Source organism: Neoroseomonas lacus, from assembly GCF_014644535.1.
Lineage (GTDB): Bacteria > Pseudomonadota > Alphaproteobacteria > Acetobacterales > Acetobacteraceae > Neoroseomonas > Neoroseomonas lacus.
Map to the genome: position 1 here is coordinate 656,972 of NZ_BMKW01000001.1, position 23,261 is coordinate 680,232.

General features: G+C 68.3%; 18 protein-coding genes, 1 pseudogene and 1 other annotated feature. Of the genes and pseudogenes, 7 read left to right on the top strand and 12 right to left on the bottom strand.

All coding sequences use genetic code 11. The annotated features are described in order from the left end of the window. Positions 1 to 3 precede the first annotated feature (3 nt). The 9 genes from IEY36_RS03230 to IEY36_RS03270 all read right to left on the bottom strand — a co-directional run bounded on the left by IEY36_RS03230 (position 4) and on the right by IEY36_RS03270 (position 12,279). Positions 4 to 504, bottom strand: coding sequence for a hypothetical protein (locus tag IEY36_RS03230; RefSeq protein ID WP_188965453.1), 501 nt, complete (start codon positions 502 to 504; stop codon positions 4 to 6). 21 nt (positions 505 to 525) lie between these two features. Continuing rightward, the gene (locus IEY36_RS03235) at positions 526 to 1,962 is read right to left on the bottom strand and encodes a phage tail sheath C-terminal domain-containing protein (RefSeq protein ID WP_188965454.1); all 1,437 of its coding nucleotides are present in this window, start codon (positions 1,960 to 1,962) and stop codon (positions 526 to 528) included. A gap of 116 nt (positions 1,963 to 2,078) precedes the next feature. Next, positions 2,079 to 2,939: a hypothetical protein gene (locus tag IEY36_RS03240; protein ID WP_188965455.1), complete on the bottom strand. Its 861-nt coding sequence runs from the start codon at positions 2,937 to 2,939 to the stop codon at positions 2,079 to 2,081. A gap of 6 nt (positions 2,940 to 2,945) precedes the next feature. Then, positions 2,946 to 5,627 carry a hypothetical protein gene (locus IEY36_RS03245; RefSeq protein WP_188965456.1) on the bottom strand — a complete coding sequence of 894 codons (2,682 nt, stop codon included), beginning with the start codon at positions 5,625 to 5,627 and terminating at the stop codon, positions 2,946 to 2,948. Between the two features lie 16 nt (positions 5,628 to 5,643). Continuing rightward, positions 5,644 to 8,976 carry a hypothetical protein gene (locus IEY36_RS03250; RefSeq protein WP_188965457.1) on the bottom strand — a complete coding sequence of 1,111 codons (3,333 nt, stop codon included), beginning with the start codon at positions 8,974 to 8,976 and terminating at the stop codon, positions 5,644 to 5,646. Between the two features lie 4 nt (positions 8,977 to 8,980). Beyond that, a complete protein-coding gene (locus tag IEY36_RS03255; protein WP_188965458.1) occupies positions 8,981 to 9,598 on the bottom strand; it encodes a hypothetical protein in 618 nt (205 codons plus the stop codon). 339 nt (positions 9,599 to 9,937) lie between these two features. Next, positions 9,938 to 10,153 (bottom strand): hypothetical protein, encoded by a 216-nt coding sequence (locus tag IEY36_RS03260; protein WP_188965459.1) that lies wholly within the window; start codon positions 10,151 to 10,153, stop codon positions 9,938 to 9,940. After that, the gene (locus tag IEY36_RS30520; protein WP_229681061.1) at positions 10,138 to 11,124 is read right to left on the bottom strand and encodes a DUF3489 domain-containing protein; all 987 of its coding nucleotides are present in this window, start codon (positions 11,122 to 11,124) and stop codon (positions 10,138 to 10,140) included. Before IEY36_RS30520 ends, IEY36_RS03260 begins: the two co-directional genes overlap by 16 nt. A 357-nt stretch (positions 11,125 to 11,481) precedes the next feature. Further along, a complete protein-coding gene (locus IEY36_RS03270; protein ID WP_188965460.1) occupies positions 11,482 to 12,279 on the bottom strand; it encodes an IclR family transcriptional regulator in 798 nt (265 codons plus the stop codon). A gap of 84 nt (positions 12,280 to 12,363) precedes the next feature. Here IEY36_RS03270 and IEY36_RS03275 point away from each other — a divergent pair, with 84 nt between their 5' ends. The 3 genes from IEY36_RS03275 to IEY36_RS03285 all read left to right on the top strand — a co-directional run bounded on the left by IEY36_RS03275 (position 12,364) and on the right by IEY36_RS03285 (position 14,756). Beyond that, a complete protein-coding gene (locus IEY36_RS03275) occupies positions 12,364 to 13,575 on the top strand; it encodes a M20 aminoacylase family protein (RefSeq protein ID WP_188965461.1) in 1,212 nt (403 codons plus the stop codon). A 46-nt stretch (positions 13,576 to 13,621) separates the two neighbouring features. Then, positions 13,622 to 14,458: an alpha/beta fold hydrolase gene (locus tag IEY36_RS03280; protein WP_188965462.1), complete on the top strand. Its 837-nt coding sequence runs from the start codon at positions 13,622 to 13,624 to the stop codon at positions 14,456 to 14,458. A 148-nt stretch (positions 14,459 to 14,606) separates the two neighbouring features. After that, on the top strand, positions 14,607 to 14,756 hold the full coding sequence (locus IEY36_RS03285; protein ID WP_188965463.1) for a hypothetical protein: 150 nt from the start codon (positions 14,607 to 14,609) through the stop codon (positions 14,754 to 14,756). On the opposite strand, the gene IEY36_RS03290 is transcribed toward IEY36_RS03285, so the two are convergent. The 3 genes from IEY36_RS03290 to IEY36_RS03300 form a co-directional block, all read right to left on the bottom strand. Then, the gene (locus IEY36_RS03290) at positions 14,739 to 15,596 is read right to left on the bottom strand and encodes a hypothetical protein (RefSeq protein ID WP_188965464.1); all 858 of its coding nucleotides are present in this window, start codon (positions 15,594 to 15,596) and stop codon (positions 14,739 to 14,741) included. The genes IEY36_RS03285 and IEY36_RS03290 overlap by 18 nt on opposite strands. A 34-nt stretch (positions 15,597 to 15,630) precedes the next feature. Next, a complete protein-coding gene (locus tag IEY36_RS03295; RefSeq protein ID WP_188965465.1) occupies positions 15,631 to 16,170 on the bottom strand; it encodes a hypothetical protein in 540 nt (179 codons plus the stop codon). Between the two features lie 110 nt (positions 16,171 to 16,280). After that, complete coding sequence (locus IEY36_RS03300) at positions 16,281 to 18,860, bottom strand: arylsulfatase (protein ID WP_188965466.1); 2,580 nt, start codon at positions 18,858 to 18,860, stop codon at positions 16,281 to 16,283. A gap of 277 nt (positions 18,861 to 19,137) precedes the next feature. On the opposite strand from IEY36_RS03300, the gene IEY36_RS03305 reads away from it, so the two are divergent. The 4 genes and pseudogenes from IEY36_RS03305 to IEY36_RS03320 form a co-directional block, all read left to right on the top strand. Continuing rightward, entirely contained in the window at positions 19,138 to 20,103 is a 966-nt protein-coding gene (locus IEY36_RS03305) for an IS481 family transposase (protein ID WP_188965467.1), read from the top strand. 317 nt (positions 20,104 to 20,420) lie between these two features. Further along, the gene (locus tag IEY36_RS03310; RefSeq protein ID WP_188965468.1) at positions 20,421 to 20,990 is read left to right on the top strand and encodes a hypothetical protein; all 570 of its coding nucleotides are present in this window, start codon (positions 20,421 to 20,423) and stop codon (positions 20,988 to 20,990) included. A gap of 563 nt (positions 20,991 to 21,553) precedes the next feature. Further along, positions 21,554 to 22,885 (top strand): NAD(P)/FAD-dependent oxidoreductase, encoded by a 1,332-nt coding sequence (locus tag IEY36_RS03315; protein WP_188965469.1) that lies wholly within the window; start codon positions 21,554 to 21,556, stop codon positions 22,883 to 22,885. Positions 22,886 to 22,968: 83 nt separating this feature from the next. Further along, positions 22,969 to 23,261 (top strand): annotated as a pseudogene (locus tag IEY36_RS03320) (IS3 family transposase); the annotation flags it as partial. Continuing rightward, positions 23,001 to 23,117: a sequence feature (AL1L pseudoknot), on the top strand. It overlaps the preceding pseudogene by 117 nt.

The following is a 23,261-nucleotide window of genomic DNA, read 5'->3' on the forward strand; positions in this document are numbered from 1 at the left end:
GTCTCAGCCCGCCGAGCCGTCCTCGATCTTCACCCAGAGCGCTCGGAACCCGACATTCTCCAGCACGAAATCATCCTCCGGCAGGTTCAGGTTCCATTCGGACAGCTTCACGCCCATCACCGTCACCGCGGAGAAATTTCCCGGCAGCGCGGGGTTCTCCAGGCGGATGCTGAGGTTGAAGGCCGGGTTCGGGAAGGAACCCTGCGGCCGGCTCTGCGCTGGCCCCTGGCCCAGCATCAGCTTGAGCAGCGCGCCGTTGACATGCGCCCGCTCGATCGTGCCGTAGACGTTGAGGTTACCCGGCCGCAGCTCGGTCGCGAAACGCTGGCCAAGCTCGTGGAACGGCTTCACGTCGTTGGTCACGCGCAGCGTGACGCCGCTGACGCGCCCGACCGGCGCCAGGCCATAGGCCTGGTCCACCTCGCCCGCCAGGTCGCCTTCCGCCCCGGCCTCGACCGCGACGGAAAGGCTGCCGTCCGAGCCGCGATAGACATTGTTCGCCATCTTCGCTCTCCCCGGGTTCGGTTATTGGAGGATCATCGTCACGCGGATGAAGTCGATCGAGAAGGTCGGCTGCAGCGTCATCGTCACTGAGCAGATTCCCTCAATCTCCTGCCGCCGCGTCGCGCTGACATCGAGCGTGTACGCGGTCAGCATCTCGTCCTGGACCATCTGCGCCAGGAAGCCGTCGAGCGTGGCGCGCAGCGCGGAGCGCACGCGCGGATTGTTCAGCCGCCCGATATAGGGGTTGGATCCCTTGCGCACGCCCGCCTTGGCGTAGTCGACGATGCGGCGGACCGAGATCTGCCGGAACGGCCCCGTATCCGTCGTCAGCCCGCGCAACGCGCGAAAGCCGAGGTTGCGGAACAGCACCATGATGCGGTTTTGCAGGAGCTGCTTCTGCTGCGCCCGCGTGTAGAGCTGCGTCAGCCCCTGCGTCGCGACGTCCTTGTTGGTCAGGCTGACATGCGGTGCCAGGGCGGCGAGCTTGCCGGCGACGAGCGCCGCCGCATAGGCCGGCGGCAATGGCACCAGCGGCGCGCCGGCCCGCGCCGCATCCGTCGCCTGGATGCCCGGCGCCACCAGCACGATGCGGCCGTTGCTGATGGCGGCCGCATCCTGCCCGATGCCGGCAAGCTGGTCGCTCCGCGTGCCGAGGATGGCGATGCGCTCGCGCCCCGCGGCCTCGGTCCGCTCCAGATGCGCGAGCGCAGCCCCACCCGCCGTGTCGGCGCCGTAGCCGGCAATGACGAGGATGTTGATCTCCTCGCCTTCCAGCAGCGCGAGCCCGTCGGCGATCTCGGGGATCAGGGTGCCCATCGCGCCGGAGCCATCCGGCCCGCCGCGATTGGCCTCGGCCGCCGGCGTGATGCCGGTAGGTGCCGTCGCGGCCTGCCCGGCTGCCACGGCGCCGGCACGCACGAAGGAACTCTCCTGGTTCACCTCACGCGCCAAGTCGGTCGCCGTCGTGGCCTCGAAGGCCTCGCGGATGCGGCCGAGCTGCAGGGTCAGGCGCGCCGGCGCGCCATCGGCCCCGGCGGTCAACGTGGCCTGGATGGCATTCGCCCAACTGCCCGCCGAGGTGGCGGTCAGGGTGAAGAGATCCGTCGCCCCCGCGGTGACGCGCCAAGTCATCGCGCGCATCGTCACATCCGCGGCGAGGCTTGCGACGCGCACTGCGAACACCGTTGCGGCGCCGCCGGCGAAAAGCTGCTCCAGCGTGCGCACCAGGGTGAGGTGCGCGGTCGCGGCGGGGTCCGCCGGCCAGGGGTCCGGCGTGCCGAACACCGCCAGCGCCTCCGCATAGCTGCCGAGGATGACGACCTCGTTCAGCGGCCCACGGTTGGCGGTGCCGACCACGCCGACATTGCCGGTCGCGATGCCGCCGACGCCGATCAGTCCTTCGGCTCGAACCTCGATATAGGTTCCAGGGATGATCAGCTCGCCGATCGTCTCGCCCATGCTGCCACTCCTCCCAGAGCAGTTCCCGTCCGGATTGAAGCACCCGGACGGGTGAAGTTGCCCGCCAATCACATGGCCGGAGCGGTTGCCCTGCGCCGCGCGGCGCAGCGACCGCCCTAGCCGGTCTCCGTCTCGCGCTCCTCCACGACCACGCCGCTCGCACGGTCCAGACGCAGCGCGTTCAGGACCGTGGTCAGCGGAATGCGGCGAATGATGCCGCCCGCCGAGGCGGGGTCATCGACCACATGCTCATACTGGAAGCGGAAGCTGGCCTGCCGCGCGCGCGCGCCGGCGAGTGCTGCGTCCGGTGTCCCGATCGCGCCGAGCCCGACGAGGACCAGCTTGCGCAGCCCCGGCAGCCCCGAGGCGAGCAGCGCCCGCGTCGCGGCGACGCTGAGCTGGCCGGCATCCGCCGCCGCGCCCGCATAGGCGGTCAGCGTCAGCTCACCGGCCAGCATCGTCGTGCGGCGTTCCCAAAGCCCGACATTGTATCGCGCGACCACCGTGCCCGTCGGTGGCAGGGCCGTCCCAAAGGTCAGGCGGCCTTCGAGCGCATCGGCGCTGACCTGGCCGTTGCCGGGCGGCGCCGCTGCCAGCGGCACCGGCGCGGCATCGAGCGTCACGGCGATATCCGGCACGCCGAGCGGCCCATCGGTCCCATCGGCGCGCACCAGGCCGCCATGCGGCAGGATCAGCTCGCGGCGATCCGCGCTGACGAGGCTGAAATCCTCGAGTCCCGGCAGCACCGGATTGGCGAGGTCGGTGCTCGCCACGACCGGCAGTGCGCCGGTAACCGGTTCGCCCGCGCCGCCGGCACCGCCGCTGACCCGCTCCACCGATGGCAAGGCGAGCGCCAGTGCGGGAAGCTCCGTCACGGCGACCGGCACCGCGATGCCGACCAGCGCCGGCGTGGGGACGAGCCCCGCCGGCCCTTCGAGGAAATTCGCCAACGCGTCGAGGAAGGCCGTCTCGGGCATGGCGGCCTATCCATTCACCCGCGTCGCCGGCTCGGGCAGGTCGAGGAGCCATGCGACGGCGCGGCTGAGCGCGCGGTTGGTCGGATCATCGGGCCTGAAGGCGGCGGCCGCATTCGGGTCCTGGGCAGGCTCGCGCATCACGTCGAGCCATTTGCGGAAGGCCGGAACCCAGCCCTGGGCCAATGCAGTGTTCTCCGCCTCGCCCGCCGCTGCTGCGCCGATCGGCGCGCGCCAAGCCGCCTGGTCGGCCGGCCCATGCGCGCCCTGCGGCATCGCGGCGTCATAGCGGTCGGGGCCTGTCTTCTCGCTCCAGGCGCGCCCGGCGATCAGCATGCGCCATTCGTTGACGCGCCGGCGGTCGAGGCTCCAGTTGCGGAAGACCTGGAAGATCCGCTCATTGTCCGGACCGCCGAGATGCGGCATGGCGCCGAGGCAGAGCAGCGCGCCGAGATCGCCGGCGAGACTCATCAGCGAATCCGAATCGATGCGGCCCCGTCCCTGCGCCGCGTTGTGATCGTGGACATAGGCGTAGCCGTTCGCGGCCTCGATGCCGGTCTGCTCACCCTCCCGGTCGAGCACGGTGCGCGCGACGGGCGCGAGCGGCCCAAAGCGGATCGATTGCCAGACCTTCGGCGCGTGCTGAAGGACATGGGCAGCGTCATCATCTGCGGTGCCGAGGGCGATGAGGCGCGCGGCTCCGTCTCGCACCTCCTCCTCAGTGCTGCCGCCATCGCCATGCGCGGCGAACACCGCGCCGGGAGGAAGCTCGTAATCCTCCGCCGGCTGCAGGGCGCGGGCCTGCAGGCTGCCTGTGGCGCCGGCATGGTCCTGGATGGTGGCGGTGAGGAAGGTGAGGTACTCGGCGAGGGTCATCGGCGCGACCGGCGCCGGCACCACCTGGTCCGGCCGGTCGGCGCCGCCATGATTCAGCCGGAAGACGAGCCCGAAGCGGTCGGATCGGATGCTCATCGTGCCCTCCCCCGTCCACCAGAGGCGCGCCAGCGCGCGACGGCCGGAGGGGAAGACGCGTGGGTTCGGCGCGACCGGATCGAGGTAGAGCGTCTCCTCGTCGAACAGCCGCACCACATGCCGCTTCTGCGCCGCGAACAGGTCGGGCGTCTCCGGCAGCTTGATGTCGCGCAGCTTGAAGGAGGCCCAGACCCACAGCACGATGCCGAGCACGAACCACGCCACCGCGGCGATCCAGAAGGCCGGCGCCACCGGGTTGAAGCCATCGTCGCTCGCCAGTTCCGCGATGCCGCTGATGGTCGCCGTGATGGCGAGGAAGCCGACGAAGACCAGCAGGAAGACGGCCCAGACGACCAGCATGCCGATGGTGAAGAGGGGTGGCAGCAGCGTCGTCACGGCCCGCCGCTTGTGCAGCTTGGAACCTTCCGTCTTGCGCGTCAGGTCGGCGATGGTGAAACCCATGAAGATGCCCTGGATCGCGAGCGGCAGCGCGAAAAGCAGCGTCCATCGGACTTCCGGCGGCCAGGCTTGGCGCCCGGATTCGACATAGAACAGCACCGCCGGGATCAGGTGCACGATCAGGCTGACCAGGCTCAGCACCTGCCGCGGCTTCTCGCCCCGCATCGAGACGCTCATGGAAATCGCCTGGTAGATCACACCCGACAGCGTCGCCGGGTAGATCGCATGCGCGATCATCTCGAAGACCTGGCGCTCGGTATCGGCCTCATTGCTGTTGAGCGGCAGGAAGCGCAGCCCGGGCAGGGCGAGCGCCAGGAAGGGCAGCGCGATGATGGGCAGCATCGCCGGCGTCAGCAGCAGCGCCCAACCCGGCGCGCCGCGGTCGTAGACATGGCGGATGATGCCGCTCTTCAGCGTCTCGTAGCCATCCTTGATGAAGCCGTCGTCGAGTACGGGCGGTTCGAGCGACTGCAGGATGCGCTCGAAATCGGCCAGCCCCTTGGGCCGGTTGCTTTGCGCACTGAGGACAGTCTCCAGTGCTTCGGTATAGGCGGCGAAGAGCTGGTCCGGCACCTCGTCGCCAGGCTTCGGCCAGGCGCCTTCCCAGTCCGGCCCGTCGCGCAGGCCGCCCCGCCCGAAGACGCGCTGCGCCGAGGCGGCGTCGTGCGAGCCCTCGCCATCCGCGTGGGAGAGCTTCTCCCGCGCATCGGTGCCGAGGTGCCATTCGATGTCGGCGATGAAGGGATGCGAGACGAGATCGCCGGCGACGTGGCAGAGATGCCCTAGGACATAGGCGCGCACGCGCTGCAGCGCGACATCCTGCTTGTCCTGCGCCACCTCGGCGCGGATGCGCGGCAGGGCCTTCGCCCAGATGTCGAAGGCGAGGTCCGTGGTATGCGCGATGACGAATTCGCGGTCGGAATCCGGGCTGGCCTTGTGGACGGTGTCGAACAACCAGGCCTGGCCGGGCTGCAGCAGGTTGGAGAAGGCCGGGATGTCCGGCCCCATCGCCCCCATCACCGCGAGTTTCGAGACACCGGCGCCGAGCGCCGCACCACCCAGCACGTCCTGCGGCGCGAGCGGGTCCGCCGCGAAGGCCGCGATCGCCTGATTCGCCAGGTCGAGCAGCCGGCGCTCGAGCACGAGCGGCTGCTGATTCGCCGGATAGGCGCGGATGCGCGCATCGAGCACCGCGCTGAGATCCTTCAGCCGCGCCCGCGCCAGCAACATGATCGCGGTGTGGGTGGCGACGGCGGGCATGCTTCCCCTCCCCCCCCTAACCCACGCTGACCGAGGCGCTGGCACCGACGCTGGTGCCGCCGACACGGTCCGGCAGCGCATCCTGCAGCCGCTTGAAGGCTCCGAAGGTGTCTTCGAGCCCGGCCTGCACCTGCGCGGCGAGGGCGTCGAGCTGATCCAGCACCGGGGTGAGCAGCCGGTCGACATCGAGCCGCGTCAGCGCCTCCATGATGGCGGCAAAGAGCTGGATCGGCTGCTCCAGCAACGCCCCCAGATCGAGCTTGCCGAGGATGCCGACAATCCTCGCCTGCAGCCGGTCGAGCGCCTCGGTCACGGCGCCGAGCGGATCGAAAGCCGCAATCTCGGCCTTGGCGGCGGCGAAGGCGGCAAGCGGCTCGGCCAGCAGCGTGCTCGGGCGGAAGCCCGAAATCTCGGCCTTGGCCGCCGCGGTGATCGCCGCCAGCCGCTCGCGCAGGGGCGACAGGTCGAAGATGCCGACCACCTCCAGCAGGTCGTCGATCGCGGTGCGGATCGGCCCGGTGATGGCGGCGACCAGCGCATCGAGCCGTCCGCGCAGGGCGGCGACGAGCGGCGTCGCGATCTGGGCGAGGCGCTTAGGCGAGGCGACCGCGAAGATCTCCTCCATCAGCCCGGCCAGACCGCGATCGAGCCGGGTGAGGCCGAGCGGGCGTAGGATCTCGCGGGTCAGCCGCCCGATCGGCGCCAGCGGTGCGACGGCGCCGGCCAGACGACGGGCCGCGGCGTCGGCCTCCGAGAAGCCCTCGGCGCCAAGGTCTCGGGCGGCCTGCCGCGCGGCATCGAGCGCGGCGAGATACTGCCGCCATGGCGCCTGCATCGCGGTGAGCGCGGCCAGCGGTGCCTCGATCGACAGCGACGCCTCGAGTTGCAGCCGCGCCGGCCCCGGAGGATGCGCCGCGATCGCCGCCGAAAGGCCCGAGAGCGATGTCCGCAGGCCGGCCGCGAGCGCGCCCGGGTCGGTCGCGGTGACCACGGCCGCCGCTTCGTCGATGCGCGCGCGGATCGCACCTGCCCGCTCGCCCAGCCGCGCCGCCGCGCCGCCACCCTCCTCCAGCCAGGTGGCGGCGCGGGCGAGCGCATCGCGGGACCCGGCACCGCCGAGCAGCGGCCCGAGCAGCGCCAGCAGGGCGTCGATCATGCCGAGCCGTGGCGCATCGGCGAGTTGTGACTGGAAGGCGCGAAGAGCGACGGTCAACTCGCGCTCCAGCGTGGTGATGTCGAGCAGGCCGATCAGCCGGCCCAGCTCCGCCTCCGTCTCGTCGATCCGGTCACGCCAGTCGCGCAGGCCGACCAGCTCGATGAGGCTCTCCCGCGCCGCGTCGATCCGCTCGTCGAGCGGCGCGACGAGTTGATCGGGCGAGAAACGGTCGATCGCCGCGAGCAGATCGTCGAAGGCCTGATCGACCGGCTGCAGCAGGTCGGCCGGATCGAGCTCGGCAATGGCTGCTTTCGCCGTGTCGATCGCCTCGCGCAGCGGTGCCAGTTCCAGATCCGGCCGGATCGCCGCGACCTGCTGGCGGAAATCGTCGAGCGGCGCCTGCAGCGGCGCGGCCAGCACCTCGGGGTCGAGTGCCCGAACTTCCTCCACCAGCGCCGTCACCTGCTGCTTGATGTCTGCGACCGCCTCTTCCAGCGCCGGGCGCAGGTTGAAACGGCCGTCTTCGATTTCGAGCGTCACCTCGATCTGCTGCCGCGCGCCGTCGACATCCACCTGCTTCACCGGGCGGATGGCATCCACCACCTCCTGCTCCATGGAATCAGGCAGCAGATCGAAGGGCACCTGCTCCACCACCCCGGCGGCGGTGCCGATGGCGCCCGATGCCGCATCAAAGAAGGGCGTCATGTCCGCCTGGGCGACGACGTCGAGGAAAGCGCGGATGTTCGTCTCAATCTCGCCGGCGACGGCGTCGAGGTCGGCCGTCTCGACGATCTGGCGCGCGCCGGCAAAGGCGCCGTCCACCGCCGACTTGAAGCCGTCGATCCCCTGTTCCGCCGTCGCGAGGACGCCGTCCGCCTGGTCCGCCGCGTCGCGCAGGACATCCTCGACGCCGCCGAGGATGCGCGTCAGCGTCTCGATCGCCCCGGCGATCGCCGCCATGACGCCGCGAAGCTGGTTCGCCACGTCGTCGAGCGGCAAGGCCCGCACCGCATCGCGAAGCTGGTCGAGCGCGTCGCCGATCGGCGCCGTCGCCTCCTCCAGCACCGTAACGAGCCGCCCCGGCAAGCCAGTGACCAGCGCCAGCCCCTCGCCGATCGGCCCGAGGAGTTGCGCGATGTCGATCTCGCCGATCTTCTCCGACAGCGCCTCGAGCTGGCCTTCGAGCTGCGTCAGCATCGCATCGAAGCTCTGCGCCGGCGCCAGGCTGAGATCGAGGGTGAAGACGCCGGCCAGCCGTTCGGCGATCCCCAACACGGCGCGCTCCAGCGGCGCGAGGTCGGCGCCGCGGATTTCGCCGCGGATCACTTCGACCGTCGCGCGGAGCGTGGAGAGATCGAGATGCGCGACGGTCGCTTCGCCGAAGGCCATACCACCGCGCAGCGTCGCCGCAATGCTGCCGACCCGCTCGGTAATGACGGACAGCTCGCGCGATGCCGTCGCCACGGCCGCGGCGTCATCCAGGTCGAGGCCCGCCACGAAACTGCTCAGCGCGGTCGGTCCGCTGCCGAGCCTCACCGCGATTTCGGCCTGAAGCCCGTCCAGCGCGGCACGGTCCAATTGCTGCGCCGCGAACCCCGCGACCCGCTCCGCCTCCTCCAGCGTCCCGTCGAGCCGCGCCAGCGCGCCGATCGCCCCGGCCGCGCCCGCCAAGGCGGGGAGCAGTTCCCCGAAGCCGCCAAAAGCCTGGCCTGAGATCGGCGCGCCGCCGGAGACCAGCCGCTCCAGTCCGGTGGCGACGCCGCGCAGCAGATCCGCCTCCGGCGCCTGGCGCACCACCTCCAGAATGCGCAGCACCAAGCCGAGCGTGCCGCCCTGCTCCGCAGCGACGCTCGCATCCAGCCCGACGACCAGGGCCTCCACGCGCCCGGCGAGGTCCGGCGTGGCCGCTTGCTCCAGCAGCAGGATCGCATCCTCGATCGCCGGCAGCATCGCCGCCGCGCTCGGCACGCGCCCGAGCAGCGGCGTGATGGCGCCCGTCAGGCGGGTCGTCGCGCCGAGGACGGCGTCGAGCGAGATCCCGGCGGTTGCCTGGGTCGCACCATCCCGGGCCGCGGGATCGACCGGCGGGACGATGCTGCCGAGATCGGCGCCGGACTGGCCGAGCAGCGTTCCCAGCTCGGCAACCACCCCGCCGATGTCGAGCTGCCCGCCGAGGTCGGTGCCGAGCCCCATGGCGTCACCCGAACAGCCGCTGCATCGGGGCGAGGAGTTCGCCGGCGCCGCCGAGCGCATCCTTCAGGGAGGCAGCACCCTCCTCCACCGGTGCGAGAAGATCGCCGAGCGGCGGCACGCCGCCGATCAGACCCGCGAGGTCCAGCAGGTCGAGGCCAAGGTCGATGTCCAGACCGAGGTCGCCCAGGTCGCCAGGCAGCCCCAGCGCGGGCGGCGCCGGCGGCTCAGTGTATTCGACGAGCACGATCTCGTAGCGGAAGCGGTCGGCATCGCCGGCCCGCTCCTCCAGCCGGAACGCGCTGATCAGGACCTGCTCGAGCTCCGATTCCGCGACGATGTCGGCGACGAAATCGACCGGAACGCCGTCCTTGAAGCGGCTGCGCAATTCGATGAGGTGCTCGTCGCGCATCTCTTCGGCGGCCAGTGAACCGCAGATGCGCAGCGCCAGCGCTTCGCGCCCGATATCCTGGTGCAGATCCCCGACGAGGCCAGGAACGGGAAGGCGAACCAGCCGGCGCGCTTCATCGGTCGTGATGGCGGCGATGCCGCGCGGCTCCCATCCGCCGATGATCGGACGCACAGCCATACGTCGTCTCCCACGCAGCGCGAGGTCCGACAGCAACAATTCAGCGATCACTCAGGATGGTTCTGCACCGGTGCGGTGCATTGCTGCCCCGATGATCTCTGTTACGGTTCCGAATTACACTAGAAGCTTACCGCTGGACGAAGCAAGCGTCGTGATGGATACCGCTCGGCGATGCCGCGGCTGAAGGTTACGCACGGAAAGAGCGCCTGCATGGAAACGGAAGCGTGGGCAAAAATTGCGACAACCGCGCGAGATATTCGCGGCCGACGTGACCCATTGCTGCGACAACTTCCCATATATTGAGCGTCAGCCGTCCCACTCAGTTGCGCGAAAACGTGAAGCCTGACGGGCGGCGCGGACCGACCTCAGGCAGGATCACCGCATATCGGCCGGCTCAACGCCGACGATGAGACGCCTGAGGAGCTGTATCGCTGCGTCCAGCACGAACCAAGTTGCCAGGAAGGCTGCGCATTCCAGCGTGAAGCTCTTGAATTTGAAGAAAAACTCCGCGATGACCCAGGCGATTGCCAGGGCAGGCAACTGCTCGGCGGCCAGGCGCCGGAGCGGCAGCAGATTCAGCAGGGTGTACATTGCACCTTTCCTTTCTGGTGGTGGCCCTGCCGCATCCCGCTTCTGGTTCGGCGGGCAGAAATTGGCCCGGGCTGGCCGATAATGATCATTTCCGCGCGCAACCGGAACAAGTTCGCGGAGAAGTGCGGGTGTCGTCGCCGGCGCGGTGGTGGCAGGTGCGTTGCGGTAGATCGAGTTGAGCTCTTCGCACCCTGCTTGCTCGGCCCAACCTGGCGGATGCGCTCCAGCACCTCGACGGTGACGCCCTTCCGCTTGAGGCTGGCCAGAAAGCCGCGAACGGTGTGCTGCCGCCGGGCAGTGGCGTCCATGACCTGGGCAATGGTCGCGCCATCATCCCGGCGCAGGAGAGCAAGGACCAACTCCTGCTTGGTGCCGGTGCGGGGCTGGCGCGGTGCAGCAGGTACGCGGGGCGCCAGCGGTCCCATGGCCAGCGCGTCGCGCAGGGCCGTGATGGCGTCGTTCATCCCTGCCTGCTCCGGGGAATACCAGGCGGCGAGGACGGTTGCAGCCGCCATGTGCAATGCGGCCGCGTGGCCATTGCGCCCTTGGTGACTCACGGGCGACCGCTGGTGCCCCTCGAACGTCTCGCTGGTGGCAGACAGCGGCGGAGGCAGAAAGGCCGCCTGTGAGTCTCCCCGGCCCGCCGCGGGGACGAGGACAGCTTCCGCCGGCTGGGCAGGCGCCGCTTGCTGGCCTTCCGGTTGGTGCTGGGGTGGCTCGACCCCGATCGCGACCAAGCCAACCGGCATGATCTGCAACGCGAACTGGACGCCGTCTTCGTCCTGCCGCAAGGCAAGATCGATGTGCTCGCGCGGCGCGGCGATCTCCTCCAGCAGGCCCTTTGCCATCAGGCTGCGCAGGACGCTCTGCCGCGCCGCGGCCGGCAGATGCTCTGGCGGCTCCGCCAGCAGTGTCACATGCTGCGCGGCCTTGTTGAGGATCACACGCTGGGTGTCGGAATGCTCCGCCATCGTCGGGCTCCGGTGTTGCACCCGATGATCCAGGTGCTACCAGCGCGAGCCCCGCGGTTTGGACCTCAGCGGGGCAGCGCGGCGTTCTCGGCGCCAGCGACCATTCGCTCCGAACCGGCGCGAAGCCAAGCGAAGGTCGCGATCATCTTGTTGCCTTCTGAACAAGCGCCACTGCAGCGCCAGCGAGCACATGCGTTTTGACGGCGTCCTTGACGTGGCTGTTAGGATCCCCGCCTCCATCGCCTCGCGGCTTCGTTCGCCAGCCCTTCGCGCCGGATTGTGATGCGGAGGTAACATTGCGCCCGACCCGCCTCACAACGGTGCGACGCGGGAATCTTCTTCCTGCCCCGTGGTACCTCAACCTCTGGCAATCTGCCGCGAGATCTCCGTGGCCGTACTGCGGAGCTGCGTGAGATGCCGCGGCGCGGCAGGGTCGCCGAACATCGATGTCATTCCGGACAGGCTCAGGGCGCCGAGGATTGATCCGTCCTGCGCCCGGATGGGTACGCCGAGCCCAGCCAACCCAATGACGAAATCGTCGCGCGCGAGATCCCAGCCGCGGGTCGCAATGGTCTCAGCATCGCGAAGCAGCGCCGCGCGGTCCGTTTGGCTCGCTGGTGTCCGTACCGACAGCGGCATCGCCAGCGCCCGGTTGCGGTCCTGCGGCGAAAGGCCGGCGAGCAGGACCCGCGGTCCCGCCCCACAGTTCATTGGCGACCTCGCGCCAACCGAGAACCAGACCGCATCGACATTCGGCTGCGGGGCGATCACGCGCGCGAGGCACAGCGCCATCCCGTCCTCGGCCATCCAGAGGAAGGCGGTTCCCCCGGTTCGTCGCGCCAGGTCGTGCAGCGCATCGCCGCTGGCGGCGCGCAGGGCGGCTCCGGTCTCCACCGCTGCGGCCATGGTCAGCACGCGGGTCGTGAGGGCGTAGCGCTGGTTGGCGGCGTCGTGTCGGACCCAGCCGGCAAGCTGGAGCGTCTGCAAAAGCCGCCGCGCCGTGCCCTTGTCGAGCTGTGCGGCACGCGCGAGGTCCGTCAGCGTCAGAGCTGGCTGTTCCGGCGAGAAGGCCGCGAGCAGGGCGAGGCCCCGGTCAAGGGCACGGACAAGCGGCACGCCGGATTTCAGGGATGGCGGCTGTTGTTCGAGGATCATTAGATGATACTATCATATCATTCATTGACACCTCAAGCGTCTCACCCCTAGCCTCTGCGTTGTCCTGACCAAGGAGGCTTGCGGGTGCCCATCCCCGATCGGATCGCCGCGCTGACGCACGAGATGACCGCCTGGCGGCGCGATTTCCACGCGCATCCCGAGCTCGGCTTCGAGGAGATACGCACCGCCGGCCTCGTCGCGGAGCGGCTACTGTCCTGGGGGATCGAGGTCCATGCGGGCATCGGCCGGACCGGCGTCGTCGGCGTGTTGCACGGCCGGCAGCCGGGGAACCGCAGGATCGGCCTCCGCGCCGACATGGATGCGCTGCCAATGCCCGAGACGAACGACTTCGGGCATCGCAGCACGCATCCAGGCGTGATGCATGCCTGCGGTCATGACGGCCACACCGCGATGCTGCTCGGCGCCGCGAAACACCTAGCCGAGACGCGCGACTTCGCCGGCACCGTCCACCTGATCTTCCAACCAGCCGAGGAAGGACTGACCGGTGCGCGGGAGATGGTCGAGGCCGGGCTGTTCCGTCGTTTCCCCTGCAATGCCGTCTATGGCCTGCACAACCTGCCGCAACTGCCGCTCGGCGTGGCCGCGATCCGGGCGGGGACGGTTCTCGCCGCGGTGGACTACTTCGCGATCCGGCTACGCGGGCTCAGCAGCCATGGTGCCGAACCGCATCGTGGGCTCGATCCGCTGCCGGGTGCGACGCAACTCTACGGCGCACTCCAGTCGCTGGTCAGCCGACGCGTCGATCCGCATGGCACCGCAGTACTGAGCATCGGCCAATTCCATGCCGGTACCTCCGACATCGTGATCCCCGACAGCGTCGAGATGCGCGGCACCATTCGCACCCTGCTGCCCGAGATGCGGGCGCATATGGAGATGCTGTTCCGCCAGGCCGTGGCCGGCAGCGCGGCCGCGCATGGCCTCGAGGTGGAACTGGACTACCGCCGGTCCTATCCGCCCACCATCAACACGCCCGGGGAGTCGGCGCTTGCGGCGCGGGCGGCGGCCAGGGTGTTCGGCGCAGATGCCATACGCGACGACTTCCCCTCGCTGACCGCCGGGGAGGATTTCGCCTATATGCTGCACGAGGCACCCGGTGCCTTCGTGCTGCTCGGCCAGGCGGGCGACGCCGAGGGCAGCGCGGTGCCGCTGCACAACGGCCGTTATGACTTCAACGACGACCTGCTGCCCTACGGTGCAGCCTGCCTGGTCGAGATCATCCACGACGAACTTCGTGATCGCGGGTCATTGCCCGGGCACTCCGCCCCGGCGGCGTGACACGGCACCACAAGCACCACCCCCACCACTGACAGGAGAGTCCTTCATGCCCTACGTGACCACGACCGACGGCCTTGAGATTTTCTACAAGGATTGGGGCGCGAAGGACGCCCAACCCATCGTCTTCCATCATGGCTGGCCGCTGAGCGCGGATGACTGGGACGCGCAGATGCTGTTCTTCCTGCATGCGGGCTTTCGCGTCGTCGCGCATGACCGCCGCGGCCACGGCCGTTCGACGCAGACCGGCGACGGCCACGACATGGACCACTATGCGGCCGACGCGGCAGCCGTGGTGGAGAAGCTCGACCTGCGCAACGCGGTCCATGTCGGCCATTCGACGGGCGGCGGCGAGGCATTGCACTACACCGTGAAGCACGGGCAGAAGCAGGGCCGCGTGGCGAAGCTGGTGATGATCGGCGCGGTGCCGCCGCTGATGGTGAAGACCGATGCCAATCCGGGCGGCCTGCCGATCGAGGTCTTCGATGGCTTCCGCGCCGCGCTCGCCGCCAATCGCGCGCAGTTCTTCCTCGATGTCCCGAGCGGGCCCTTTTATGGCTACAATCGGCCCGGCGCGACGCCGTCCCAGGGTGTGATCGAGAATTGGTGGCGCCAGGGCATGATGGGCGGCGCGAAGGCGCATTACGACGGCATCAAGGCCTTCTCGGAAACCGACTTCACCGAGGATCTGAAGGCGGTCGCGGTGCCGACGCTGGTGATGCATGGCGATGACGACCAGATCGTACCCTTCGCCGATTCAGCGCCGCTGTCAGCGAAACTCGTGAAGGGTTCGACGCTAAAGGTCTATGCCGGGCTCAGCCACGGGCTCTGCACGGTCAATGCGGATGTCGTGAATCCGGACCTGCTGGCGTTCATCCGGAACTGAGGCCGCGGCCCGCGAGTCCGCCGGTTGCGATGGCACGACATGCCATCCGGACCCGGCGGCCGCACCGTCCTGGGGAAGGATCAGGCGGCGCGTCGCACGCCGCGCGATCCGCCCGGTCTTGAGCACAGACGCCAAAGGAGCACCGAGCATGCCGCCATCGATCTCAGCACATGCGCAAACCCAGCACGTCACGCTTGACGGCAACCGGATAGCCTATCGTTCCATGGGAACGGGACAGCCGATGCTGCTGCTCGACAGCATGCGAGCGGCCGCCACACTCCTAGAAGCTGAAATTTAGCGCGAGGTAGGCGCCGCTCATGGTCAAGTCCTGCACCAGTGAATTGCTGCCCTGGTTGTAGGACATGTAGCGCCAGCCCAGCTGAACGCCCGCCCAGCCGGACTGGTAGCCGATGCCCGCGAAGGTCTGCCAGGTGAAGTTCGAATCGCCCGTGCCAATGTCGAGGTAATACGGGACGAAGAAACCGGACTCGGCGATGTTGATGCGTCCGCGCACGCCAACGATGCCATTCCAGATGTTGTCGGTGCCGGACAGGCGCCCGGCGCCGCCGAAGGTGGGTCCCGCATTGCCGCGCGGCCCGACCAGCGTAACCGCGACGTTGTAGTCGGTGGTGGAGTCGATGCCGAGGTAGCGGAAGCCCGCAAGCACATCGACATTGCCCCACGTGCCGGACGCGACCGTATAGCCGCCGGCCAGCGTCCAGAGCGTTGTCTTGAGGGTCGAGTTGCCGCTGGCGTCCACCGTGCTGGAGATCGGGTCACGCCCGACATCCAGGAGGTTCACGGATTGGACGCGGCTCGATCCCGCACTGGCGCTGACATACATGATGTCGGTTATCAGCGAGAAGCGGTCGTAGCGGACCGTCCCGGCGAGGGCGAGGGCCGCGTTCAGGTTCGCGAAATAGTCGTCGGCATTGGCCTTGACGTCCGCCGTACCGCCGGCGTTATTCGGCAAATTGTAGCGCAGGTTCGCGCTGACCGATGGCAGCCAGACATAGGGCGCGATCTCGAAGCTCCAGCCCGGCCGGAGGCCGGTGTCCTGCGCCGCGGCGCCGGAGGTTGCGCCGATGGCGATCAGCGCGGCTGCTGCGGCAAGGTTGCGTCCGGAATGGTTCGTCATGTTCGGTCTTTCCTATGCCTGTCGCTTCGCAACCCTAGCGTATCCAGGCGCGGCGAAACCCGCGGCGTGCGACGCCGGCGAAGGAGAATGGTGTGCGCGGCATGCCGATGATGTCGATGAAGACCGAAACATCCTCGCCGGCATCAGGCATCGTCCCGGACAGGACCTGCACGACGTAGGCGAGGCTGCCGCCCTCCAGCACCGGGTTGCGCAGCATCACCACGATCTGGCGAAGTTCGCCGCCCTCGACGATCGACACGTCTGCGTTCGGCGGATCGGACAGGAAGCTGTCGTGCCCTTGGCTCCAGAAGGGCACGAAGGCGGCCGTGCGCATGTTGCCGGCGATGCGGTCCGGGCGGTCGGCGAAGAACAGCGTGACCGGGCTGACATCGTGAAGGGTAAGCCGGCTGGCCCCACGGTCGAAGGTCATGCGCCGGGCGGTCTGCACGAATAGGAAGTCGGCAATGCTGGAGGCGTCCGCCGCGGCTGGCGCCTGCGCCGCCGCGGGAGAGATGGCGGCCGCGAGCGCCGCGGCTGCGGCGGCCGTTCTGGTCAGATCACGCCGCGTTGTCATGGTTTCGAACCTCCAGTTGCTGCCTGCCGGGCGCCTCATGCCCCGCAGTCCAGCGTCGCGCGGGTCGTATCAGGATCCCCGGGCGGAACGGCCACCCGGGGGTGTCAGCATCAGTTCCGTCGTTGTGGCGCAGGTGCGGCTGGCGCTGCCGGCGCTGCGGGAGCCGCCGCCGGCGCCGTCCCCGGCGCGGGCCGTTCGGCGTCGCGGGCCCGTGCCTGGATCGCGGCCAGGAACCGAATCACTGCCTCGGTCGTCGTCGTCGTCTCGCCTGTGTCGATGGTGATCCGGCCGATCCGCCCGGTGAAGTTGAACGGCACCTGGTAGTCGCGGTCGTCCACCGGCGTGCCGGTATCGAGCCCGACATCGAAGGTCTCGTCCCAGGCGAAGGTGAAGGGGATCGTCCGTGGCATGCTGCGCTGCGCGACCTGCGTGCCGTTGACGGAAAGCGTGCCGGTGCCACCATGCGCGAAGGGAGCGGGCCCCTGCGGGTCGAGCGCGAAGTCGAACACCACCGTATGGCGCCCTGGCGGAAGGGCCTGCGGCGCCTCCCACTTCACGCGCTCGAGGTCGAGCATGTTCATGGTGAAGACCGGCCTTCCCTCTCGCAGGTAGAGCCCCCAGCCCGCGAAGCGGCCGCCTTGGGTCACAAGCATCCCGCTCGCGCCGCCCTGGGGCACCTCGATCTCCGCCGTGATGCGGTAGGATCGGTTGAGGATGTTGGGCGCGGCATTCGCCTGCGTGCAGCAGGAGGCGCCGGTATAGACGAACTGCCGCCGCCCCGCCGCGGGTCCCGGACGCGTCGAGATCATCGCCGCGATCGAGTTGTTCAGCGGGAAGACCTGGTTGCGCGTAGCCTCCATGATGAAGAGTTCCTGCATGCTGCGCAGCCGCTCGGGCTGCTCAGCCGCCAGGTCGCGGACCTGCGTCGGGTCCGCGCTCATGTCATAGAGTTCCCAGCGGTAGCCGTTCATCACGTCCGACGGGAGCGGGGAGGTCGCCCCGGCCCAGGGGGTCGAGGGCGGCGTGGTGCTGGCGATCCAGCCATCATGGTAGATGGCGCGATTGCCCAGGATCTCGAAATACTGAGTGCGGCGGGTGGAGGGCGCCTGCGCTGCCTCACGCGGCAGCGTGTAGGCCATGCTGACCCCGTCCATCGGCCGCTGTGCGATGCCGTTCACCATGTTCGGCTGCGGGATGCCGGCGAGGTCGAGGATGGTCGGCACGATGTCGATCACATGGTGGAACTGCGTGCGGATGCCGCCACGGTCGGTGATGCGCGCGGGCCAGGAGACCGCCATGCCGTTACGGGTGCCGCCGAAATGGGAGGCGACCTGCTTCGTCCAGCGATAGGGCGTGCCAAAGGACCAGGTCCACGGCACCGCCATGTGGTTGTAGGTGCGGTCGGTGCCCCAGACCGGGATGAAGGGCATCTGCTGCTCGGCGGTGAGTGCGACGCCGTTGAAGTACATCACCTCGTTCGGCGTGCCGTTGAGTGAGCCCTCGGCGCTGCTGCCGTTGTCGCCGCTGATGTAGATGATGAGCGTGTTGTCGCGTTGGCCGAGCCGCTCAACCTCTGCGATGACGCGCCCGGTCTCGGCGTCGGCGTAGGCGAGGTAGGCGGCGTAGACCGTGACCTGGCGGATGAAGAGCCGCTTCTCGGCGTCGCTCAGGCTGTCCCAGCGCGGCAGGAAGTCGGGCCAGGGCGGCAGGACGGCGTTGGCCGGGATCACGCCGAGGCGCTTCTGGTTCTCGAAGATGCGCTCGCGCAGGCGCTCCCAACCATCGTTGAACAGGTTCAGCGCCTCGATGCGCTGGATCCATTCCTGCGTCGGGTGATGCGGCGCGTGCGTCGCGCCCGGCGCGAAGTGCACGAACCAGGGGCGGTTCGGGTCGATCTCGGCGCGGTTGCGAATATAGGTGATGGCGTCGTCCGCCATCGCGGTTATCAGGTTCCAGGTGCCGGGCGCCGCCCCGAGATAGGGGTGGATCGGCGTGGTGTTGCGGAACAGGTTGCCGGGCTGCCACTGGGACGTATCGCCGCCGACGAAGCCGTAGAAATAGTCGAAGCCCATGCCGGAGGGCCAGTTGGTGAAGGGGCCGGCGGTGCTCGCTTCCCAGGGCGGCACGTTGTGGTTCTTGCCGAACCAAGCGGTGGCGTAGCCGTTCTGCTGCAGGATGCGCCCGATCGTCGCGGTCTCGGGCGGAATGATAGAATTATAGCCGGGATAGCCGCTCGATAGTTCGGCGACGTTGCCGAAGCCGACCTGGTGGTGGTTGCGCCCGGTCAGCAGCGCGGCGCGCGTGGGCGAGCACAGCGCAGTGGTGTGGAAGGTGGTGTAGCGCAGGCCGTTCTGGGCGACGCTGTCGAGCGTCGGGGTCGGGATCACCCCGCCGAAGGTGGACGGCGCCGCATAGCCGACATCGTCGGTCAGGATCAGCAGCACGTTCGGTGCGCGTTCCGGCGGCATGGTCTGCGGCGGCCAAGCCGGCGCACTGTCGATGGCGTTGGGCAGGATGGCGCCGGTGAAGGGCGGCGTCGGGGCGGGCAACTGCAGGCCCTGCGGCGTCATCACCGCGCTCGGCGCGCCCGGCGTCCCGCGGATCTGCTGTGCGGAGGTCGAAGAAACGCCCGCTCCGAACACGACGGCTGAGAGCAGCAGTGCGCGCGTGAGATGAGTTATCCTCAACATTCTGGGCCCTCTCGGCAAACTCTTGCAGAAAGCATGCGCTGCCGCGCTCGCCTACCCTTGCACGCCCGGCTACGGGGGCGTGATGAATCCTTATCCATATTCGGCACAAACGCCCGACGCCCTGAATTCTAGGCAATCGTTCTAATGAATATGCCGCTGCGTGCATCTGAGTATTGATCTGCATCAACCGCGTAACGGCCCCGCGGTCAGATCGTTAGAGTTGTTTGATCCCGGGGTCTGACGGTGCAGTCTTTTCCCAGGCATGGAAGGACGCGCTTTGGGCCAAGTTCTCCACGGCTGCGCCACCACGACAGAGGCGGTCCGTCGCGCGATCCAGCATAGTCAAGCGAGCCTGAGGGAGTTCGCCCGACGCTATGGGGTGAACCCGAAGACAGTCGCCAAATGGCGCAAACGGACCTCGGTCGCTGATCTGCCGACCGGTCCATGTGAGGCGCACTCCTCCACCCTGTCGGCCGAGCAGGAGGCCATCATCGTCGCCTTCCGCCGTCACACCCTGCTGCCGCTGGACGACTGCCTCTACGCGCTCCAACTGACCATACCGCGCATCACACGCTCGGCGCTGCATCGCTGCCTGCTGCGCCATGGCATCTCCCGCCTGCCGGAGGTCGAGGGCGACAGGCCCGCCAAGAAGGCCTTCAAGGCATATCCCATCGGCTACTTCCACATCGACATCGCCGAAGTGCAGACCGCCGAAGGAATGCTCCACCTTTTCGTGGCTTTCGACAGCACCAGCACGTTCGCCTTCGTCCAGCTGGTCGAGAGCGCTACTCACGCCAGAGCCTCAGCCTTCCTCGAAGCCCTCGTCGCCGCCGTGCCCTACCGCATCCACACCGTGCGCGCCGACAATGGCATCCAGTTCCGCTTCGCGCCGCGCTACGCTGATGGCCCCACCGCCCGCTACATGACCCACATGTTGGCTATGCGATGCCAGGAGCACGGCATCGAGCATCGCTTCACCCGCATCAACCATCCCTGGACCAACGGCCAGGTCGAGCGGATGAACCGCACCATCAAGGACGCCACCGTCAAGCGCTTCCACTACGACAGCCACGACCAGCTCAGCCGGCACCTCGATGACTTCGTCGCTGCCTACAACTTCGGCCGGTGCCTCAAGCGGCTACGCGGCCTCACGCCCTGCGAATTCACCTGCAAGGTATGGGCAACCGAGCCCCAACGCTTCACCGCAAACCCAGACCACCAAATACCGGGACCAAACAGCTAACCCGCTGACCGACAACCACGTGAGAGCTTCGCCGCTGACTGCGATCCATGGGAACTCCGAACGGGGGAGCCCAGCCTAGTAGTTTGTCCACCTTGCGCTGAATCCAGCGCGAAACCGTTCCGACGGGCTTTGATGCACCTGCAGACAGCGCGTGCCCGATCCCCCCCGAGCATCGCTGGCCTTTGGGTCTGCTGCGTCTGATTCGGGAACCGCCACCATGCGCCTGCGGTTTGCCGCCCTACCTTCTCGATCTCGTCCTCGGCGGACCACTGGCCTCGGCGCAGGCGCCGCAGCCACCGCAACCACAATTCATGTTCGTGCCGGTCGCCGAGGACATGCGCGCCGATGCCTCCACCCTGCGCCTGATCGGTATCGCGCAGCAGACGGTGTACTTCACCGACCGCCCGGCGCGCACGGCTGGCCACCTGCCGATGGCCGCCCATCTCGAGGAATGGACGACCGCCGCAGGACGGGACAATTTCACCATCGATCCGCCGAACGCGATGCTGTCGGTGTTCGAGCCCGGGCAGCCGCATCCCAAGACGCTCGACACCATCTCCGCGATGGTTGAGCCGATGGACATGGTCGAAATCCGCGCGGCGCGCGAGCCGCATTTGTATGCGGGCAAGCCGCTCCCGCTCATCATGCGCGGCTGGGTCTCGACCATCACCCGTGACGAGTCCATTGCGCAGGACGGCACGCCGCAGCGCCTGTCGCGCGGCGACCTGGTCAGCGCCGCCTACATGACTCGCATCGCGCACCAGATCGCACCGTTGCAGGGATGGACGACTTCCGTGGCGCTCGAGCGCGGCACGGGCTTCCTCGACCGCACCAAGCGGCAGCAGACGCCATACTTCGGCGAGTCCGGGCGGGGGCCGTTCTCGTGATCCCGTCCTTCGACACCACTGCGGCCGCCCCGATCGGCGCCGCGCGCATCGACCACGCCGTCAATCCCATGCGGTCGCGTGCGGAACGCGCCAAGCGCGTCTCAGCCGGGCAGCGGCCGTGCATTTCCGGCGCGTCCAATCCAATTACCCGCACCCGTTCGACGCCGTAGGCGAGGGTATCACCATCGACGGCGCGACATCGGAGCTGCGCTTCCGCCTCGTCCGGGTGAATCGCGGCCGCCAAAGCGACAGCAAGAATGAGTGCGGCTGTGCGAAGCATGGCGCCGGCATAGTCTCCTCGGCATTGCCCGTCGTCAGCGATGTCGGGTTGGTCAACCATGGCGCGAAGCCTCCAGTCCGCTGCGACTGGCTATTCCAAACTCCCCAGCCGGACCGATTGTCGTGATTTCGTGTTCGCACGCACGCTGACCGCGGCGCCGCCCGGGCGTGTTGAGCAGCGGGCGGGGTTGTGTGCTTTGATGCTTCCGCCGGCGTCGAGCGATGACCCGTGGATGGCGCTACGCAACGAGCCGGGGCCCCCGCGGCATCGATGGGAGGAACCCATGAACGATCGGCGCTTGGCGACTGTCCCGACCGCAGGCTCGCACCACGTCGTTGTGATCGGCGGGGGCTTTGCAGGACTGGCGACCGTCCTCGGCCTCAAAGGTGCGGCCGTGCGGATCACGATGATCGATCAACGTAACCACCACCTTTTTCAGCCTCTTCTCTACCAGGTGGCCACGGCCTCGCTCGCGACGTCCGACATCGCGTGGCCGATCCGGTGGCTTCTCCGCCACCGCCCGGACGTAACAACATTGCTCGGTACAGTCACGGGCGTGAGCCCCTCTGATCGGAGGGTCCGTTTGGACGATGGCCAGACTATCGACTTCGATTCCCTCATCGTCGCAACGGGCGCACGTCATGCCTACTTTGGTCATGACGAATGGGAGCCCTTCGCGCCGGGCCTCAAGACCCTTGAGGATGCGACCACCATCCGCCGCCGCATCCTGGTGGCCTTTGAACAAGCCGAGAGGGAAGTTGATGTGCGGCGCCGCGCCGCGCTGATGACCTTCGTTGTCATTGGCGGCGGACCGACCGGTGTCGAGTTGGCCGGCACGATTGCCGAGCTGGCTCACCACACCCTGAAGGGAGAGTTTCGACGTATCGATCCGAAAGCAACGCGGGTTGTGCTGGTCGAAGCCGGGCCGCGAATCCTGCCAGGATTCCTGCCCGACCTCTCCGCCTACGCACAGAGGGCTCTCGAACGGCTCGGCGTCGAGGTCGCACTCGGCGCGCCCGTGACGGCATGCACCGCTGAGGGTGCCACCTTCGCCGGCGATCTTCTGCCGGCGGCAACCATTATCTGGGCCGCCGGCGTACAGGCTTCGCCTGCGGCCGAGTGGCTCGCTGCGCCATCCGATCGTGCTGGACGTGTGCTTGTCGAACCCGATCTGACGGTTCCGGGCCATCCCGATATCTTCGTTATTGGCGATGCGGCGGCCGTGAAAGCACCGGACGGGTCACCTGTTCCCGGCATCGCGCCGGCAGCCAAGCAAGAAGGGCGACACGTCGCCGCTTCGATACGAGCGCGCCTGGCCGGCGACACGGCGGCGCGGCCCTTTCGGTACCGTTATGCTGGGAGCCTCGCAACCATCGGCAAGCGGGAGGCCATCGTCGATTTCGGATGGCTGAAGCTGCGTGGTAGGTTTGCGTGGTGGCTCTGGGGCATTGCGCACGTCTACTTCCTGATCGGTGCGCGGAACCGCTTGATGGTGTCGCTCAACTGGCTGTGGATCTATCTGCGCGACCAACGAAGCGCCCGACTTATCACGCAGGGGCTGCCCGGCGAGAGGCGTGCCGACACAGAAGCCGTTCCACCCATACGGGTTTCATGAGGCCTTCGCATGTGCAACCTCCACAGCCTGACCAAGGGCCAGCAGGCCATCCGCGACCTGGTGAGCGTGTGGAAGGACAGCACGGGCAGGCGAACGAGATCCTGCGCAAGGCGTCGGCGTATTTCGCCCAGGCGGAGCTCGACCGCCGGTTCAAGCTATGATCGGCTTTATCGATGATCATCGCGGGGCATACGGGGTCGAGCCGATCTGCAAGATCCTGCCGATCGACCCGTCGACCTATCGCGCGCAGGTGGCCCGGCGGCGTGATCCGGCGAAGCAGCCGGCCCGTGCCAGGCGCGATGCCGCGCTGATGCCCGAGATCGCGCGGGTGTTCGCGGAAAACTTCCGCGTCTATGGCGTGCGCAAGGTCTGGCGG

Excerpts from the sequence above, each read along its gene's own strand:
- IEY36_RS03230 (WP_188965453.1), bottom strand. The coding sequence starts at position 504 with ATGGCGAACAATGTCTATCGCGGCTCGGACGGCAGCCTTTCCGTCGCG.
- IEY36_RS03235 (WP_188965454.1), bottom strand. The coding sequence starts at position 1,962 with ATGGGCGAGACGATCGGCGAGCTGATCATCCCTGGAACCTATATCGAG.
- IEY36_RS03240 (WP_188965455.1), bottom strand. The coding sequence starts at position 2,939 with ATGCCCGAGACGGCCTTCCTCGACGCGTTGGCGAATTTCCTCGAAGGG.
- IEY36_RS03245 (WP_188965456.1), bottom strand. The coding sequence starts at position 5,627 with ATGCCCGCCGTCGCCACCCACACCGCGATCATGTTGCTGGCGCGGGCG.
- IEY36_RS03250 (WP_188965457.1), bottom strand. The coding sequence starts at position 8,976 with ATGGGGCTCGGCACCGACCTCGGCGGGCAGCTCGACATCGGCGGGGTG.
- IEY36_RS03260 (WP_188965459.1), bottom strand. The coding sequence starts at position 10,153 with ATGTACACCCTGCTGAATCTGCTGCCGCTCCGGCGCCTGGCCGCCGAG.
- IEY36_RS30520 (WP_229681061.1), bottom strand. The coding sequence starts at position 11,124 with ATGGCGGAGCATTCCGACACCCAGCGTGTGATCCTCAACAAGGCCGCG.
- IEY36_RS03270 (WP_188965460.1), bottom strand. The coding sequence starts at position 12,279 with ATGATCCTCGAACAACAGCCGCCATCCCTGAAATCCGGCGTGCCGCTT.
- IEY36_RS03280 (WP_188965462.1), top strand. The coding sequence starts at position 13,622 with ATGCCCTACGTGACCACGACCGACGGCCTTGAGATTTTCTACAAGGAT.
- IEY36_RS03285 (WP_188965463.1), top strand. The coding sequence starts at position 14,607 with ATGCCGCCATCGATCTCAGCACATGCGCAAACCCAGCACGTCACGCTT.
- IEY36_RS03290 (WP_188965464.1), bottom strand. The coding sequence starts at position 15,596 with ATGACGAACCATTCCGGACGCAACCTTGCCGCAGCAGCCGCGCTGATC.
- IEY36_RS03295 (WP_188965465.1), bottom strand. The coding sequence starts at position 16,170 with ATGACAACGCGGCGTGATCTGACCAGAACGGCCGCCGCAGCCGCGGCG.
- IEY36_RS03300 (WP_188965466.1), bottom strand. The coding sequence starts at position 18,860 with ATGTTGAGGATAACTCATCTCACGCGCGCACTGCTGCTCTCAGCCGTC.
- IEY36_RS03315 (WP_188965469.1), top strand. The coding sequence starts at position 21,554 with ATGAACGATCGGCGCTTGGCGACTGTCCCGACCGCAGGCTCGCACCAC.